11 protein-coding genes, 2 tRNA genes and 2 rRNA genes (1 of these 15 running past the window's edge) are annotated in these 16,457 nt (G+C 62.4%); 4 read left to right on the top strand and 11 right to left on the bottom strand.

Going from position 1 to position 16,457, the window contains the following annotated elements; all coding sequences use genetic code 11:
- The 4 genes from RPC_RS06735 to RPC_RS06720 form a co-directional block, all read right to left on the bottom strand.
- Nucleotides 1–911: ribosomal RNA gene (locus tag RPC_RS06735) — 23S ribosomal RNA — on the bottom strand (it extends 1,935 nt beyond the left edge of the window).
- A 487-nt stretch (nt 912–1,398) separates the two neighbouring features.
- Nucleotides 1,399–1,474, bottom strand: a tRNA-Ala gene (locus tag RPC_RS06730).
- 142 nt (nt 1,475–1,616) lie between these two features.
- Nucleotides 1,617–1,693 (bottom strand) — tRNA-Ile (locus tag RPC_RS06725).
- Nucleotides 1,694–1,919: 226 nt separating this feature from the next.
- Nucleotides 1,920–3,408 (bottom strand): 16S ribosomal RNA (locus RPC_RS06720).
- Together the 16S and 23S rRNA genes with 2 tRNA genes alongside form the textbook arrangement of a ribosomal RNA operon.
- Nucleotides 3,409–4,324: 916 nt before the next feature.
- Here RPC_RS06720 and RPC_RS06715 point away from each other — a divergent pair.
- Entirely contained in the window at nt 4,325–5,527 is a 1,203-nt protein-coding gene (locus RPC_RS06715) for a CaiB/BaiF CoA transferase family protein (protein ID WP_011471804.1), read from the top strand.
- Nucleotides 5,528–5,770: 243 nt separating this feature from the next.
- On the opposite strand, the gene RPC_RS06710 is transcribed toward RPC_RS06715, so the two are convergent.
- The 4 genes from RPC_RS06710 to RPC_RS06695 all read right to left on the bottom strand — a co-directional run bounded on the left by RPC_RS06710 (nt 5,771) and on the right by RPC_RS06695 (nt 8,942).
- Nucleotides 5,771–6,754 carry a hypothetical protein gene (locus tag RPC_RS06710; protein ID WP_157043146.1) on the bottom strand — a complete coding sequence of 328 codons (984 nt, stop codon included), beginning with the start codon at nt 6,752–6,754 and terminating at the stop codon, nt 5,771–5,773.
- 157 nt (nt 6,755–6,911) lie between these two features.
- Nucleotides 6,912–7,409 (bottom strand): TPM domain-containing protein, encoded by a 498-nt coding sequence (locus tag RPC_RS06705; RefSeq protein ID WP_011471802.1) that lies wholly within the window; start codon nt 7,407–7,409, stop codon nt 6,912–6,914.
- 2 nt (nt 7,410–7,411) lie between these two features.
- Nucleotides 7,412–8,284: a TPM domain-containing protein gene (locus RPC_RS06700; RefSeq protein ID WP_011471801.1), complete on the bottom strand. Its 873-nt coding sequence runs from the start codon at nt 8,282–8,284 to the stop codon at nt 7,412–7,414.
- Nucleotides 8,285–8,309: 25 nt separating this feature from the next.
- The gene (locus RPC_RS06695; protein WP_011471800.1) at nt 8,310–8,942 is read right to left on the bottom strand and encodes a LemA family protein; all 633 of its coding nucleotides are present in this window, start codon (nt 8,940–8,942) and stop codon (nt 8,310–8,312) included.
- A gap of 215 nt (nt 8,943–9,157) precedes the next feature.
- Here RPC_RS06695 and RPC_RS06690 point away from each other — a divergent pair, with 215 nt between their 5' ends.
- The 3 genes from RPC_RS06690 to RPC_RS06680 are packed head-to-tail and all read left to right on the top strand — an operon-like array spanning nt 9,158 to nt 13,405.
- Nucleotides 9,158–11,275: a S9 family peptidase gene (locus tag RPC_RS06690; RefSeq protein ID WP_041801476.1), complete on the top strand. Its 2,118-nt coding sequence runs from the start codon at nt 9,158–9,160 to the stop codon at nt 11,273–11,275.
- A gap of 48 nt (nt 11,276–11,323) precedes the next feature.
- On the top strand, nt 11,324–12,619 hold the full coding sequence (locus RPC_RS06685; protein ID WP_011471798.1) for an O-acetylhomoserine aminocarboxypropyltransferase: 1,296 nt from the start codon (nt 11,324–11,326) through the stop codon (nt 12,617–12,619).
- Nucleotides 12,620–12,622: 3 nt separating this feature from the next.
- Entirely contained in the window at nt 12,623–13,405 is a 783-nt protein-coding gene (locus RPC_RS06680; RefSeq protein ID WP_011471797.1) for an alpha/beta fold hydrolase, read from the top strand.
- Between the two features lie 184 nt (nt 13,406–13,589).
- On the opposite strand, the gene cbbX is transcribed toward RPC_RS06680, so the two are convergent.
- From cbbX to RPC_RS06665, 3 genes are read right to left on the bottom strand one after another with little or no spacing between them, the layout of a single operon-like run.
- On the bottom strand, nt 13,590–14,510 hold the full coding sequence (cbbX, locus tag RPC_RS06675) for a CbbX protein (protein WP_011471796.1): 921 nt from the start codon (nt 14,508–14,510) through the stop codon (nt 13,590–13,592).
- Nucleotides 14,507–14,932, bottom strand: coding sequence for a ribulose bisphosphate carboxylase small subunit (locus tag RPC_RS06670; protein WP_011471795.1), 426 nt, complete (start codon nt 14,930–14,932; stop codon nt 14,507–14,509). The genes cbbX and RPC_RS06670 overlap by 4 nt, the downstream gene beginning before the upstream one ends.
- 11 nt (nt 14,933–14,943) lie before the next feature.
- Complete coding sequence (locus tag RPC_RS06665) at nt 14,944–16,401, bottom strand: form I ribulose bisphosphate carboxylase large subunit (protein ID WP_041801474.1); 1,458 nt, start codon at nt 16,399–16,401, stop codon at nt 14,944–14,946.
- Between the last annotated feature and the right edge of the window lie 56 nt (nt 16,402–16,457).

Genomic DNA, 16,457 nt, shown 5'->3' with positions numbered 1-16,457 from the left:
TAAATATCTTTCGCGGAGAACCAGCTATTTCCCAGTTTGATTGGCCTTTCACCCCTAACCACAAGTCATCGGAGTCTTTTTCAACAGACACCCGTTCGGTCCTCCAGTGAGTGTTACCTCACCTTCAACCTGCTCATGGCTAGATCACTAGGTTTCGGGTCTAATACAACGAACTTGACGCCCTATTCAGACTCGCTTTCGCTGCGCATACACCTATCGGCTTAAGCTTGCTCGTTAAATTAAGTCGCTGGCCCATAATACAAAAGGTACGATGTCACCCAGAACGTATCTTGGGCTCCATCTGTTTGTAGGTGTCCGGTTTCAGGTCTATTTCACTCCCCTCGTCGGGGTGCTTTTCACCTTTCCCTCACGGTACTGGTTCACTATCGGTCGCTGAGGAGTACTTAGGCTTGGAGGGTGGTCCCCCCACGTTCAGACAGGATTACACGTGTCCCGCCTTACTCATGGATACATCATCGCATTACCCGTACGGGGCTATCACCCTCTAAGGCCCTGCTTTCCTGACAGGTTCCGGTTGTCTTTGATGTATCACTGGCCTGGTCCGCGTTCGCTCGCCACTACTAACGGAGTCTCTGTTGATGTCCTTTCCTCCAGGTACTTAGATGTTTCAGTTCCCTGGGTTCGCTTAAAACCCCCTATGAATTCAGGAGCTTCATACCTTCGCTTGATAACCGGAAATCCAAAACCTCACGGCTTGGAAGTCATCCATTTCTGTTTGAGCCCCAAGTCACAAGGACTTGGAGTTCCGGCTATCGAAGGTGGGTTTCCCCATTCGGAAATCCGTGGATCAAAGCTTCTTCGCAGCTCCCCACGGCTTATCGCAGCGTAGCACGTCCTTCATCGCCTCTCAGCGCCAAGGCATCCACCGAACACCCTTAAGGCACTTGATTGCTCTCATTATCAATGTCCACACACTCGGCAGAATGTAACCGCATCCGTGTTCGTAGCTCGAAAGCTACCAACTTGCCCCCTCGATGAGGGCCACATGCGGCTGGACATGATTAGAAAGACCAGCTTGCTTCTTAAGATCGAACCAGTGGTGAGGCGGTCAAGCTTCACCAACAAAGATTGAGCATCCGCAAACCGTCTTGCGACGGTCACGACTGCAAAATCCTGGAGATAGCATTTCGAACCCCGTGGATTGCTCCACAAGATCCAAAACCTGGATCGATCTCCTCTATACGATGTCAGATATCCCGCAGTTCACATCTCGTAAGACGCAAACAAGCGAAGTTGTTGTCGCGGATGGACCCTGGTCATTCCAGAGTCGTTGAACACGGTTGCCTTAAGCTCTCGGCCTCGATCGTCGGCTGCCCGGCTTCGCTCCAAGAGGAGCTACGCCGCGGCACGCTTCGTCCGGCTGCGCCGCGCGAAGCGTGGTGGAGCCAGACGGGATCGAACCGACGACCTCATGCTTGCAAAGCACGCGCTCTCCCAGCTGAGCTATGGCCCCAAACCAGAAGAGACGAATGTTGCTGAAGTGTCGGCACAAGCACTGTCGGATCAAGCGTGGCTTGCCGAGATGAAGCTCGCGCAACCCCGGCCCGCCTTTCGGCTGGCTTGCCGAGCCGAAGCTGGCACTTGCCAGCGAAGGCTGGTGGGCCTGGGAAGACTTGAACTTCCGACCTCACGCTTATCAAGCGCGCGCTCTAACCAACTGAGCTACAAGCCCTAACGACGAGAGCTCGGGCTCAAAGCGTGGCTGTCGATGCTGGGTCGCGAGCAAGGCCTGCAAGCCGCATCAAGACAATCCACGCCTGGCGCGTGTTCGTCCGCGAAGAAAGAGAAACGAAGACGGCGAAATCCCGCCAATGCAGCTCAACGATTGATCCAACCGTTGGCCACTGATGTTTCAAAAGAGGGTCGATAACAGCAAGCTGTTGAAGACCCATCCTTAGAAAGGAGGTGATCCAGCCGCAGGTTCCCCTACGGCTACCTTGTTACGACTTCACCCCAGTCGCTGACCCTACCGTGGTTAGCTGCCTCCCTTGCGGGTTAGCGCACTACCTTCAGGTAAAACCAACTCCCATGGTGTGACGGGCGGTGTGTACAAGGCCCGGGAACGTATTCACCGTGGCATGCTGATCCACGATTACTAGCGATTCCAACTTCATGGGCTCGAGTTGCAGAGCCCAATCCGAACTGAGACGGCTTTTTGAGATTTGCGAGAGGTTGCCCTTTAGCATCCCATTGTCACCGCCATTGTAGCACGTGTGTAGCCCAGCCCGTAAGGGCCATGAGGACTTGACGTCATCCCCACCTTCCTCGCGGCTTATCACCGGCAGTCTCTTTAGAGTGCTCAACTAAATGGTAGCAACTAAAGACGGGGGTTGCGCTCGTTGCGGGACTTAACCCAACATCTCACGACACGAGCTGACGACAGCCATGCAGCACCTGTGCTCTAGGCTCCGAAGAGAAGGTCACATCTCTGCGACCGGTCCTAGACATGTCAAGGGCTGGTAAGGTTCTGCGCGTTGCGTCGAATTAAACCACATGCTCCACCGCTTGTGCGGGCCCCCGTCAATTCCTTTGAGTTTTAATCTTGCGACCGTACTCCCCAGGCGGAATGCTTAAAGCGTTAGCTGCGCCACTAGTGAGTAAACCCACTAACGGCTGGCATTCATCGTTTACGGCGTGGACTACCAGGGTATCTAATCCTGTTTGCTCCCCACGCTTTCGTGCCTCAGCGTCAGTAACGGGCCAGTGAGCCGCCTTCGCCACTGGTGTTCTTGCGAATATCTACGAATTTCACCTCTACACTCGCAGTTCCACTCACCTCTCCCGTACTCAAGACTTTCAGTATCAAAGGCAGTTCTGGAGTTGAGCTCCAGGATTTCACCTCTGACTTAAAAACCCGCCTACGCACCCTTTACGCCCAGTGATTCCGAGCAACGCTAGCCCCCTTCGTATTACCGCGGCTGCTGGCACGAAGTTAGCCGGGGCTTATTCTTGCGGTACCGTCATTATCTTCCCGCACAAAAGAGCTTTACAACCCTAGGGCCTTCATCACTCACGCGGCATGGCTGGATCAGGCTTGCGCCCATTGTCCAATATTCCCCACTGCTGCCTCCCGTAGGAGTTTGGGCCGTGTCTCAGTCCCAATGTGGCTGATCATCCTCTCAGACCAGCTACTGATCGTCGCCTTGGTGAGCCATTACCTCACCAACTAGCTAATCAGACGCGGGCCAATCTTTCGGCGATAAATCTTTCCCCGTTAGGGCTTATCCGGTATTAGCTGAAGTTTCCCTCAGTTGTTCCGAACCAAAAGGTATGTTCCCACGCGTTACTCACCCGTCTGCCACTGACATATTGCTATGCCCGTTCGACTTGCATGTGTTAAGCCTGCCGCCAGCGTTCGCTCTGAGCCAGGATCAAACTCTCAAGTTGGACTTGAAACTTTAAACCGGCTGATCACATCGTTTGACGAGGTCCCACCATATAATGTCGATCACGATTCACATCGCGACCGTCACGTCGGCCGATCAGCAAACCCCGAAGGATCAACTCACCAAACCAACATGGTGTAACCTATGTAAACGTGTACCGCCGAAGTCTTTCGTCCGGTCCCAATCCTCAAAAAGCCGAAGCTCTTATCCGATCAAGACCCGCAAGGACTCCGCCGTCCACGTTTCTCTTTCTTCATTTCAACTTGTCAAACAGCCCAGGGCGCAAACCCCAACTTCCCGCTAAGGAAGTAATGTCACTCCCAACCAAGGGAGCGTCGTATACTCTCATCCGACGGCAAAGCGCAACCGATAACTCTCGGCTGCTTTTCACTCATCTCAATGAGAGAAGCTAGAAGCGCGTTTAGTTCGTTTCGGCCAGGGCCAAAACAACGCCGCGTCCAGTGGCCGGTTTATAGTCTGGGGCTCTCCGGACTGTCAACACCGTTTCGAAGCAGCGCGGCGAGAAAAATGAAAACCACAAGACGGCTTCACGACAGTCGCATAAACCCGCTATTTTATTGACGAACTCGCAACGGGAATTATCCACAGGGCCGCTCGCAGCGCTCGCAACTAACAAAAAAGACGATCACGGAACAAAAAAACTTGCGCGACGCCCCGTGCGAAGCTGCTCAAACAACGCCATTGACCAACGCCAGGGACGCGAAAAGTTTCCGCAGTCGGGCGAATTTCTTGAAAATAAATTTCGGAGCGGCCGCGCCGGGTTCCGGCCCGCGAAGCGGTCGCGTGCCTCAAGCGCCGAACGAGGTGGCGCCGACGTCTCGTTGCATCCGGCCATCAACTCGCGTCAATATTGCTGACATAACGCGCGACAACGCTGCGAGACATTGGGAGCAAGCATGAACGGGATCTTCGAGGGCCTCAAGGTGCTCGACTGCGCGAGCTTCATCGCGGCGCCTGCGGCGGCCACCGTGCTGTCGGACTTCGGCGCCGACGTCATCAAGATCGAGCCGCCCGGCGCTGGCGATCCCTATCGCAACCTGCCGAACCTGCCGGGCTTTCCGAAAAGCCCGCACAACTACGCCTGGCTGATGGAATCCCGCAACAAGAAGAGCCTGGCGCTCGATCTCGTCAAGCCCGAGGGCAAGGCGGTGCTGCGCCGGCTGGTCGCTGCGGCCGATGTCTTCATCACCAATTTTCCGCCTTTGGTGCGCGAGCGGCTCGGCGTCAGCTACGCCGATCTCAGCCCGCTCAACGATCGGCTGATCTATGCCTGCTTCACCGGCTATGGCGACCGCGGCGAGGAGGCCAATAAGCCCGGCTTCGACAGCAATGCCTGGTGGGCGCGCTCCGGGATGATGGATCTGGTGCGCGCCGATGGCGACACCACGCCGGCGCGCTCGATCGCCGGGATGGGCGACCACCCCTGCGCGATGGCGCTGTATGGCGCCATCGTCACCGCGCTGTATCGACGCGAACGCACCGGCCGCGGCGCCCACGTCAAATCCAATCTGATGGCGAACGGGATGTGGGCGTCGAGCGTCATGGCGCAGGCCAAGCTGTGCGGCGCGACGTTTGAGGAGCGGCGGCCGCGCGAGCGCGCGCTCAACGCCCTGGTCAATCATTATCGCTGCCGCGACGGCCGCTGGATCATCCTGTCGGTGCTCAACGAAGGCAAGCAGTGGCCGGCGCTGGCGAAAAGCCTCGGCCGCGAGGATCTGATCGACGACCCGCGCTTTTCAACCAGAGCCGAGCGCCACGCCCGTTCGGTCGAACTGATCGCGATCTTCGACGCGGTTTTCGTCACCCAGGATCTGGCGCAGTGGCGCAGCCTTCTCGACGGCAACGGCCTGGTGTTCGGCGTGGTCGGCATCCTCGACGACATTCCGACCGACCGCCAGATGCTCGACAACGACGTGCTGGTGCCGTTCGAGAACGACACGCTGCTTACGGTCAACAGCCCGATCTGGGTCGAGGGCAGCGACAAGGTGCGGCCGCGGCATCCGCCGACGATCGGTGAGCATAGCGACGAGATTTTGCGCGGCGCCGGTTTCGACGACGATGCGATCGCGTTGCTGCGCGCGTCGGGCGCCGTCGGTTAGGCCGCGCGCCTCGCGGGCCGGAGAGCCGCAAGGAGTGGCAGGCGGCTCGATCGCATTTTCGGTTGGGATTGATCCAACCCGAATTCAGCTGTCATTCCGGATTGCGAGTTCGCAAGAATGAGCAAGTCCGCAATCCATAGCCCCTGCGGTGGTTATGGATTCCGGGCTCACTCGCAGCTTCGCTGCTCGTGCCCCGGAATGACGGCCCGGGAATCCTGAACCGCATCAATCGGCTCGAAAGTCTCAGCGCGCGACGATCAAGCCGCGGCTGGTCACCACCACCCAGCGGCCGTCCTGGCGGCGGATGGCGTCGACTCGGCCGAGACCGGGAATCGGATCGCCGGCATAGACCTCGAACATGCCCTGGCGGCCTTCGATCACTGCCGCGCCATTGGCGACGTCGTGCAGCACCCAGCCCGGAACGGTCGGCAGCCGCGCCACTTCCGGCTTCGGCGCCGTCAGGTTGGCGCTCGCCGCGCCGAGCGAGCCGGTGGCGTCCTTCGCCGCAACCTGCGTCGCGGCCGCCGCTGCGGCCATAGGCGCGGGCGTCTTCAGCTTGTCGACGGTCTCGCTCACTTTCGCGAGCCTGGTCGCGGCGTCGGCTTGCGCCTTTTCGAGTTTGTCGATGCGGTCGCCGGTCTTATCGCCGGTCTTGCCGAGCTGCGTGATTTGCGCCGCGGCCTGCTTGCTCGAATGATCGACATTGCCCTTCAGCGCCGCCAAATCGGCATCGAGCCGCGCGATCTGGTCATTCAGCGCCTGGGTTTGCTTGGTCAGCGCGGTGCTGTCCGCGGACGAATGGCCGAGGCTCGCGGTGGCCAATGCGCCGCCGAGCGCGCCGGCGATTGCCGCCATCGCGACCACGGCGGCCAGTGCGGTCGCGCGGCGTTTGCCGAACAGTCCGCTACGCGGCGCGTCCGTGGAAGACCGCTGTTCGCCGCCGATCCGATCGTCCCAGTCGCGCACCGGCGACATGATGGTGATCTGGCCGGCGCGCGGCGAGCCTGCCGCATGCTGCGCGTCTTTCGCCGGCTGGTTCGGGCCGCTGTGCTGGTTGCTGTGCTCGGGCGCGAGATTGGGCGCCTCGACATGCGCCGGGTCCGAATGCGGCTGATCCGAAGCCGCGCCGGGCGGCGTCAGCTTGGCGACGTCGGTCCCGGCTGGAGAGGCCCCGCCGGCGGTCGCACCATGGCTGGCTTCGACGCTGTCACCCTGCTCTGCACTCACGACGCATTCTCCGGTTAAGGTTGGCCGATTAGTCACTTTGATACTTGCGAAATCGTTACATTCGCCGCGGCTTACGGAAATTTTAGGATTTGTTCCGAGCCACATCGACCGCTCCGCGATAGCGGGCATTGCTGGCCGAAATTTGGCGCCAAAGTGGCTAGATCACCACCGGGCCGTCGGGCAATTCGTTGGCGTCGGAGGCGTCGCCCGGGAAATGCCGCGCCAGATGCCGGCCGATCGCCTTGATGCCGTTGATGGCGCCCTGTTCGAAGCGGCCGTCGCGAAACTCGGCTTCGATCGCCTGGCAGATCGCTTCCCACTCCGCAGCGCCGACTTTGGCGTCGATGCCGCGGTCGGCGATGATCTCGACGTCGCGGTCGGCCAGCAACACGTAGATCAGCACGCCGTTGTTGCGGTCGGTGTCCCAGACCCGCAGTTGCGAAAACACGTCGAGCGCGCGTTCGCGGGCCGGCTGGTCGCGAAACAGCGGCGCGCCGTCGAGCGCGCCTTCGACCACGAAGCGAATCTGCCCGGCATGCGACGCCTCGCAAGCCCGGATCGCCTGTTCGATGGCGTCGAGCGTCTGCGGCGGGAATGCCTTCTGCACCCGCGAGCGGTTGGCCCAAAGATGTTTGCCGATGCGCTTGAGGCCCATGCTCACCACCTCCCCGAGGCGCCGCCGCCGCCGAAGCTGCCGCCGCCGCCGCTCCAGCCGCTGTCGCTCGATCCGCGCGACGAACCGCCGGACCAGCCGCCGCCGGAGCGACCACCGCCAAAGCCGCCGCCGCCCGACGTGAGGGCGTCGCTGAACAGAGCGAATACGAAGGACAGCAACGCCGCGAGCCCGGCGGTGATCCAGGACGCCGCCACGATCCAGGCGATCACGCCGACCAGCCCGCCGGTCGCCAGCGCGCCCCCGAGCCTGCCGAGCAGCGCGCGGGTGATGCCGCTCAGCGCCAAGGCGGCGATGATCAACACCGGATTGAACAGGTCCTCCGGGTTGAAGGCGCCCTCGCCCCATTCGTGTTGCGGCTTTGGCACCGGCAAAGCCTCGCCGTCGATCACGCCGATGATCTTGTCGACGCCGTCCTCGACGCCGCCGGCGAAATCCCCGGTCTTGAATTTCGGGGTGATGATCTCGTCGATGATGCGCTTGGCGGTGACGTCGTTGAGCGCGCCTTCCAGCCCATAGCCGACCTCGATCCGCAGCTTGCGGTCGTTTTTGGCGACCAGCAGGATGGCGCCGTCGTCGATCTTCTTGCGGCCGATCTTCCAGGCCTCAGCGACGCGGAGTGAATATTGCTCGATCGCCTCGGGCTGCGTGGTCGGCACCAGCAGCACCGCGATCTGGCTGCCCTTGCGCGCCTCGAAGGCTTGCAGTTTCTGATCGAGCCGCGCGATCGCCTCGCTGCTTAAGCTGGCGGTCTTATCGACCACCCGCCCGGTCAGCGGCGGCACCGCGACCTGCGCTTCGGCGGCAAAGCCGAAGCACAGCGTCACGATGACAAGCAGGCTCTTGATCACGCGCATCGCGGCCACGCCGCGTCGTCCGACGCTACTTCGCCGGCACTGGGGCGGGTGCCGGCGCCGGCGCCGGCGGCGGATTGAAATCGACCTTCGGGGCGGTGGAGATTTCGTTCTCGTTGGCGACGGTGAAGTTCGGCTTTTCCTTGTAGCCGAACAGCATCGCGGTGAAGTTGGTCGGCACCGAGCGCACCGTGACGTTGTACTCTTGCACCGCCTTGATGTAGCGGTTGCGCGCCACGGTGATGCGGTTTTCGGTGCCCTCGAGCTGCGCCATCAGGTCGCGAAACAGCGCGTCGGATTTCAGCTGCGGATAGTTTTCGGTCACCACCAACAGCCGCGACAGTGCGCCGGACAGTTCGCCCTGCGCGGCCTGGAATTTCTGGAACGCGGCGGGATCGTTCAAGACCTCCGGCGTCGCCTGGATGCTGCCGACCTTGGCGCGGGCGTTGGTGACGCCGAGCAACACGTCCTTTTCCTGTTGCGCGAACCCCTTCACCGAATTGACCAGATTGGGCACCAGATCGGCGCGGCGCTGATACTGGTTGACCACCTCCGACCAGGTCGATTTGACCTCCTGGTCATTGCTCTGGATGGTGTTGTAGCCGCAATTGGTCAGGCTCAGGGTCGCCAGCGCCGCCAGCATCGTCAACAGTCGTCGCATTGCATTCTCCTCGCGCGCAAAAGCGCCGCGTTGTCGGTGCAGAATAGCAGAACTCGTTGGCCAGAGCTAATCTGCGTCGATGTCGCAGTGGTGGCATATGCCTCTGCCCGAGCAACAGGAATTGGTGTTTCACGCGTCGTCTCTGCACCTATCCCCGTCCGTCGCGAGGCGATAAGGTCGTGGCCCTGCCCGCGCCACCAGCCAAGAGAGACCGGATGACCCAGAGTCGCGATCAATTGACCCCGCTTGCCGCCCCGGTGGCGCCGCGACGCCCGCACGCTTTCACCACCCACGGCATCACGCTGACCGACGATTACGCCTGGCTGAAGGATCCGAACTGGCAGGAGGTGTTGCGCGACCCCACAGTGCTCGATCCCGACATCCGCAGCTATCTCGAGGCCGAGAACGCCTATACCGAGAGCCTGCTCGGCCACACCGGCGCGTTGCAGAAGACGCTGGTCGCCGAGATGCGCGCCCGGATCAAGGAAGACGATTCCAGCGTGCCGTCGCCGGATGGCGCCTACGCCTATTTCCGCAAGTTTCGCGAAGGCGGCCAGCACCCGATGTATTGCCGGACGCCGCGCGACGGCGGCGAGGTCGTGACCATCCTCGACGGCGATCAGCTCGCCGCCGGCCACGATTACTTCCGGCTCAACCAGGTGCGGCACTCCAACGATCACACCCGCAGCGCCTGGGCGGCCGACACCAAGGGCTCGGAATACTTCACCCTCCGCGTCCGCGACATCGCAAGCGGCGAAGATTCCGCGATCGACGTGATCGAGCAGACCGACGGCGGCGTGGTGTGGGCGGCGGATTCGCAAGCCTTCTTCTACGTCAAGCTCGACGACAACCATCGCCCGATGCAGGTCTGGCGGCATCGGCTCGGCACGCCGCAGGCCGACGACGTGCTGGTCTACGAGGAAAAGGATTTCGGCTGGTTCACCCACATCCACGAAAGCGCGTCGGGGCGGTTCTGCGTGATCGCCGGCGGCGACCACGAGACCTCCGAACAATGGCTGATCGACTTGTCCGATGCCGCCGCCACGCCGCGGCTGGTGGCGGCGCGCACAGAGGGCGTGCAATATTCGATCGCCGACCGCGGCGATCAGCTGTTCATCCTCACCAATGCGGATGACGCGCTCGACTTCAAGATCGTCACCGCGCCGCTGGCGGCGCCCGCGCGCGGCAACTGGCGCGACCTGATCCCGCATCGCGCCGGGGTCTATGTCGACGATTTCGATCTGTTCGCCGGGCATCTGGTGCGGCTGGAACGCGCGAACGCGCTGCCTTCGATCGTGATCCGCGATCTTACAAGCGGCGAGGAGCACGCCATCGGCTTCGACGAAGCGGCGTATTCGCTGGGCACGCTGGGCTCCTACGAATTCGACACGACCAGTCTGCGGATTTCCTATTCGTCGATGACCACGCCGTCGGAGGTCTACGACTACGACATGACGACGCGCGCGCGGCTGTTGCGCAAGCGCGAGGAAATCCCCTCCGGCCACAACCCGGCCGACTACGTCACCACCCGGATCATCGCGACGGCGCCTGACGGCGCCGCAGTGCCGGTGTCGATCTTGCACGCCAAGAATTTGAAGCGCGACGGCACGGCGCCGCTATTGCTCTACGGCTACGGCTCCTACGGCATGGAAATGCCGGCGTCGTTCTCCGCCAACCGGCTGTCGCTGGTCGATCGCGGCTTCGTCTATGCCATCGCGCATATCCGCGGCGGCGCCGACAAGGGCTGGGGCTGGTATCTCGACGGCAAGCGCGAGAAGAAGACCAACTCGTTCGATGACTTCGCCGCCTCGGCCCGCGCGCTGATCGCGGCGAACTACACGAGCGAGAAGCGCATCGTCGGCCACGGCGGCAGCGCCGGCGGCATGCTGATGGGCGCGGTCGCCAACCGCGCCGGCGAATTGTTCGCCGGCATCGTCGCCGAGGTCCCCTTTGTTGACGTGCTCAACACTATGCTCGACGACACCTTGCCGCTGACGCCGCCGGAATGGCCGGAGTGGGGCAACCCGATCGAGAGCGAAGCCGACTTCAAGACGATTCTGTCCTACTCGCCCTACGACAACGTCGCGGCGAAGACCTATCCGGCAATTCTGGCGATGGGCGGATTGAGCGATCCGCGCGTCACCTATTGGGAGCCGGCGAAATGGATCGCGCGATTGCGCGCCACCATGACCGGCGGCGGCCCGGTGCTGCTGCGCACCAACATGGGTGCCGGCCATGGCGGCGCCTCGGGGCGATTCAACCGGCTCGACGAGGTGGCGATCGTCTACGCGTTCGCGCTGTGGGCGGTCGGATTGGCCGAGCAGCCGGCGTAAACGCCTGCCTCAAGTTTGCCGCAACGTTTTTCGCAGTGGAATTTGCCGATGCCCGCACCCAAACCACCCGGTTTCGAAACCCTCAGCCTGCACGCCGGCCAACAGCCCGATCCGCTCACCGGATCGCGCGCAGTGCCGATCTATCAAACCACCTCCTACGTGTTTCAGGACGCCGATCACGCCGCGGCCTTATTCAATCTGGAACGCCCCGGCCACATCTACACGCGCATATCAAACCCAACGACCGCGGTCCTTGAAGAACGGCTCGCAGCACTCGAAGCCGGCGTCGGCGCGGTCTGCACCGCGAGCGGCATGGCGGCGCTGCATCTCGCCATCGCCACGCTGCTCAGCGCCGGCGATCACATCGTCGCGTCATCATCGCTCTATGGCGGCACCATCAATCTGCTCACCCACACGCTGCCGCGGTTCGGCATCACGACAAGCTTCGTGAAGCCGCGCGATCTCGACGGCATTGCAGCAGCAATCCAACCCAACACGCGTCTGGTGATCGGCGAAACCATCGGCAATCCCGGGCTCGAAGTCTTGGACATCCCCAAGGTCGCGGCGATTGCGCACGCTGCGAAGATTCCGCTGTTGATCGACAACACCTTCGCCACGCCGTATTTATGCAGGCCGATCGAGCACGGCGCCGACATCGTGATGAACTCCGCCACCAAATGGATCGGCGGCCACGGCATCGCGATCGGCGGCGTGATCGTCGACGGCGGCCGCTTCGACTGGCGCGGCTCCGGCAAATTCCCGACGCTGACCGAGCCCTATGCCGGCTATCACGACATCGTCTTCGACGAACAATTCGGCCCGCCCGCCTTCATCATGCGGGCACGGATGGAAGGGCTGCGCGACTTCGGCGCGTGCCTGTCGCCAACCAACGCCTTTCAACTGCTGCAAGGCGTCGAAACGCTGGGACTGCGGATGGATCGCCACATCGCCAACACCGCGGCGGTGATCGCGTTCTTGGCCACGCACAAGGCGGTGGAGTGGCTGCTGCATCCGTCGCTGGAGAATCACCCGGACCACGCATTGGCGAAGCAGCTGCTGCCGAAAGGCGCCGGTTCGATCGTCTCGTTCGGCATCAAGGGCGGCCGCGCCGCCGGCAAGAAATTCATCGAGGCGCTGCGGCTGACCAGCCATCTTGCCAATGTCGGCGACGCCAAGACGCTGGTGATCCATCCGGCCTCGACCACGCATCAGCAGATGAGTGCGGAGCAGCTTGCCGCCGCCGGCGTCGGCGAGGAGTTAGTTCGGCTGTCGGTCGGGCTGGAGTCGGCACAGGACATCACCGACGACCTTGGCCAGGCGCTGCGCGCCTCGCAGAAAGGCTGAGCGATGCAGATCTCGGTCAACGGCATCGACACCTTCATTGCGACCGGCGGCGCGCCGTTCGATGCGGCGCTGCCCGCCGTGGTGCTGCTGCATGGCGCCGGCTTCGATCATTCGGTATGGGCGCTGCACAGCCGCTGGTTCGCGCATCACGGCTTTGCGGTGTTGGCGCCCGACCTGCCCGGCCACGGCCGCAGCGGCGGCGCGCCGCTCACCAGCATCGGCGAAATGGCGGATTGGACCGCGGCCTTGATCGCGGCCGCCGATGCGACCACTGCCGAACTGATCGGCCACTCGATGGGCTCGCTGATCGCGCTGGAAACCGCGGCGCGGCACCCCGCGCGGGTCTCAGCACTGGCGCTGATCGGCACCACCAGCGCAATGGCGGTCGGCCCTGATCTGCTGAAGGCCGCCGAGGCCGACAGCCACGACGCCATCGACATGATGACGATCTGGGGACTGGGCCACGCCGCCGAACTCGGCGGAAACCTGGCGCCTGGACTGTGGATGCATGGCGGCGCGCTGCGGGTACTTGAAAACAACAAGCCCGGCGTGCTGTTCGCCGATCTGTCGGCCTGCAACAATTATCACGACGCGCTGCAGGCCGCGGCCAAGGTCAACGTGCCGGTGACGCTGATCCTCGGCGAGCGCGACATGATGACGCCGCTGAAACACGGCAAGGTTTTGGCGGCGGCATTGCCGAAGGCCCGCACGGTGGTGCTGCGCGGCGCCGGGCATTCGATGATGGTCGAGCGGCCGGACGAGGTGCTGATGGCGCTGCGGGGGTGACGCGCATTCGCGCGTCGTGCAGCAATATCAACTCGTCATTCCGGGGCCGCGCGGCGTGAGCCGCGAGCGAACCCGGAATCTCGCCGCGGGTGTTGGAGTCATCGCGCGTTGCGGATTCCGGGTTCGCTCGGGCTATCGCCCTCGCGCCCCGGAATGACGGGGGTTATGTGGCCGGCAAAGTCGATCACGTCTCTCCCCCCTTCTCGAACACCCGGCTCGCCAGCACGTCGGAGGCTTCCAGCGTCATGATGTCGTCGGCTGTGAGCACACGGTCGAGGTCGGAGACCAGCCGGTTGGCCTGGCGCAAGCGAATCCGATCGAGCGCATTGCGGATCGAGCGGGCGTTGGAGAACAACGGCTGCGCCTTGCGCAAACCGATGTAGCGCACGAACGCTGCTTCGGCGTCGGGGCTGAATTTGTAGTTCTGCTCGGTCAGCATCAGTTCGGCGATCGATAGCAATTCGTCGTCGGAATAGTCCGGAAAATCGATGTGGTGCGCGATCCGCGAGCGAAAGCCCGGATTGGAGGCGAAGAACTTGTCCATCCGCTCGCCATAGCCGGCGAGAATCACCACAAGATCGTCGCGCTGATTTTCCATCACCTGGAGAAGAATCTCGATCGCCTCCTGGCCGTAGTCGCGCTCGTTGTCGGGACGATAGAGATAATACGCCTCGTCGATGAACAGCACGCCGCCCATCGCCTTTTTCAAGACCTCCTTGGTCTTCGGCGCAGTGTGGCCGATATATTGCCCGACCAACTCGTCGCGGGTTACCGAGACGACGTGACCGCGGCGGACGAAGCCGAGCTTGTGCAAGATCGCGGCGATCCGCAGCGCCACCGTGGTCTTGCCGGTGCCGGGATTGCCGGTGAACGACATGTGCAGCGTCGGATTGCCCGACGCCAGCCCCATCCGCTTGCGCAACCGCTCGATCAGCAGCAATGCTGCGATCTCGCGGATCCGCGTCTTCACCGGCTTCAGCCCGATCAGCTCACGATCGAGCTGATCGAGCACCTCGCCGATACCGACCTCGTTGAACTCCTTGCGGAGATCGACCGCGGTTTGCACCGCGGTCGTGCTGTCCGTCGTGGCCGCGCGCTCGTTCATGATCCACCGTAGCGCCGACCCTCGGGACGATCGACCGCATAAGATTTGGTGGTGTAACGGGTATTGCGGCCGTCGGACTCTTGACGTTCGAGCCGGAAGCCGGGCTCTTCCTTCGGCCTGTTGACGATGAACGACAGCCGCACCGATTCCCAGCCGGGGCTGGAGTCGAACGCCGACAGCCGGATGTAACGGTCGCCGTAGATCTTGCGGCACTCGTTCAATTCCATCAGCACGCCGGCGGCGTCCTGCAGATCGAACATCGGCAAGCCCCACATTTCCCAATAGGTGTTGCGGGGGTGCGGATCGTCGGTGAACTCGATGTTCACCGCCCAGCCTTTGCCGAGCGCGTATTGCACCTGGGAGGTGATCTGCTCGTCGGTGAGATCGGGCAGGAAAGAGAAACAGCCTTGGGTCACTCGCATGGTCCTGCTCCTTACATCGAGACGCTGGGGGTGGGCGCGTAGTCGGGCATGTCGGTGGATTCGTAGTTGAAGGTGACGTTCTTCCAGGTCTCCAGCGCCGCCTTCAGCGGCGTGCAGGTCAGCGCTGCCTTGGCGAGAATTTCCTCGCCTTCGTGCAGATAATCGCGGCCTTCGTTGCGGGCCATGATCATCGCTTCCAAGGCAACGCGGTTGGCGGTGGCGCCGGCCTGGATGCCCATCGGATGGCCGATGGTGCCGCCGCCGAACTGCAGCACCACATCCTCGCCGAGGTGGTCGAGCAATTGATGCATCTGGCCGGCGTGGATACCGCCCGAGGCGACCGGCATCAGCTTGTTGAGGCTCGCCCAGTTCTGCTCGAAGAAAATGCCGTGCTCAAGCTGCATCGGGTTGTAGTCCTCGCGGCAGATGTCGTAGTAGCCTTTGGTGGTCGCCGGATCCCCCTCCAGCTTGCCGACCACGGTGCCGGCGTGGATGTGATCGACGCCGGCGAGCCGCATCCATTTGGCGATGACGCGGAACGAGACGCCGTGATTGCGCTGCCGCGTATAGGTCGAGTGCCCGGCGCGGTGCAAATGCAGGATCATGTCGTTGCGGCGCGCCCATTTCGCCATCGATTGGATCGCAGTGTAGCCGATCACCAGGTCGATCATGATGATCACCGAACCGAGCTGTTTGGCGAATTCGGCGCGTTCGTACATCTCCTCCATGGTGCCGGCGGTGACGTTGAGATAGGTGCCCTTGATCTCGCCGGACGCGGCCTGCGCCTTGTTGACGGCTTCCATGCAATACAGGAAGCGCTCGCGCCAATGCATGAACGGCTGCGAGTTGATGTTCTCGTCGTCCTTGGTGAAGTCGAGCCCGCCCTTCAGCGCCTCATAGACCACGCGGCCGTAATTGCGGCCGCTCAAGCCGAGCTTCGGCTTCACGGTGGCGCCGAGCAGCGGGCGGCCGAACTTGTCCATCCGCTCGCGCTCGACCACGATGCCGGTCGCCGGGCCCTGGAAGGTCTTCACGTAAGCCACCGGCAGCCGCATGTCTTCCAGCCGCAGCGCCTTCAAAGGCTTGAAGCCGAACACGTTGCCGATGATCGAGGCGGACAGGTTGGCGATCGAGCCGTTCTCGAACAGGTCGAGATCGTAGGCGATGTAGGCGAAAAACTGGCCGGGCGAATTCGGCACCGGATCGACGCGATAACATTTGGCGCGGTATTTTTCCGCGGCCGTCAACCGATCGGTCCACACCACGGTCCAGGTCGCGGTCGAGGATTCGCCGGCCACCGCGGCGGACGCCTCGGTCGGGTCGACCCCGTCCTGCGGCGTGACCCGGAACAACGCGATGATGTCGGTGTCCTTCGGCTCGTAGTCGGGCTCCCAATAGCCCATTTTCTTGTATTCCATCACCCCGGACTTGTAGCGATCCTTGCCACGTATCGTGACTGACTCGTTCATGGCGCTCTCCTCTTTGGCGTTCTCGGCGGTCCGCGGATCGGGTCCGAGCGGCCGTG

This window comes from Rhodopseudomonas palustris BisB18, assembly GCF_000013745.1.
GTDB classification, from domain to species: Bacteria; Pseudomonadota; Alphaproteobacteria; order Rhizobiales; family Xanthobacteraceae; genus Rhodopseudomonas_A; species Rhodopseudomonas_A palustris_F.
Note: the sequence above shows the minus strand (reverse complement) of the source record. Positions and strands in the feature narration are given on the sequence as shown.

Excerpts from the sequence above, each read along its gene's own strand:
- RPC_RS06715 (WP_011471804.1), top strand. The coding sequence starts at position 4,325 with ATGAACGGGATCTTCGAGGGCCTCAAGGTGCTCGACTGCGCGAGCTTC.
- RPC_RS06705 (WP_011471802.1), bottom strand. The coding sequence starts at position 7,409 with ATGGGCCTCAAGCGCATCGGCAAACATCTTTGGGCCAACCGCTCGCGG.
- RPC_RS06700 (WP_011471801.1), bottom strand. The coding sequence starts at position 8,284 with ATGCGCGTGATCAAGAGCCTGCTTGTCATCGTGACGCTGTGCTTCGGC.
- RPC_RS06695 (WP_011471800.1), bottom strand. The coding sequence starts at position 8,942 with ATGCGACGACTGTTGACGATGCTGGCGGCGCTGGCGACCCTGAGCCTG.
- RPC_RS06690 (WP_041801476.1), top strand. The coding sequence starts at position 9,158 with ATGACCCAGAGTCGCGATCAATTGACCCCGCTTGCCGCCCCGGTGGCG.
- RPC_RS06685 (WP_011471798.1), top strand. The coding sequence starts at position 11,324 with ATGCCCGCACCCAAACCACCCGGTTTCGAAACCCTCAGCCTGCACGCC.
- RPC_RS06680 (WP_011471797.1), top strand. The coding sequence starts at position 12,623 with ATGCAGATCTCGGTCAACGGCATCGACACCTTCATTGCGACCGGCGGC.
- cbbX (WP_011471796.1), bottom strand. The coding sequence starts at position 14,510 with ATGAACGAGCGCGCGGCCACGACGGACAGCACGACCGCGGTGCAAACC.
- RPC_RS06670 (WP_011471795.1), bottom strand. The coding sequence starts at position 14,932 with ATGCGAGTGACCCAAGGCTGTTTCTCTTTCCTGCCCGATCTCACCGAC.
- RPC_RS06665 (WP_041801474.1), bottom strand. The coding sequence starts at position 16,401 with ATGAACGAGTCAGTCACGATACGTGGCAAGGATCGCTACAAGTCCGGG.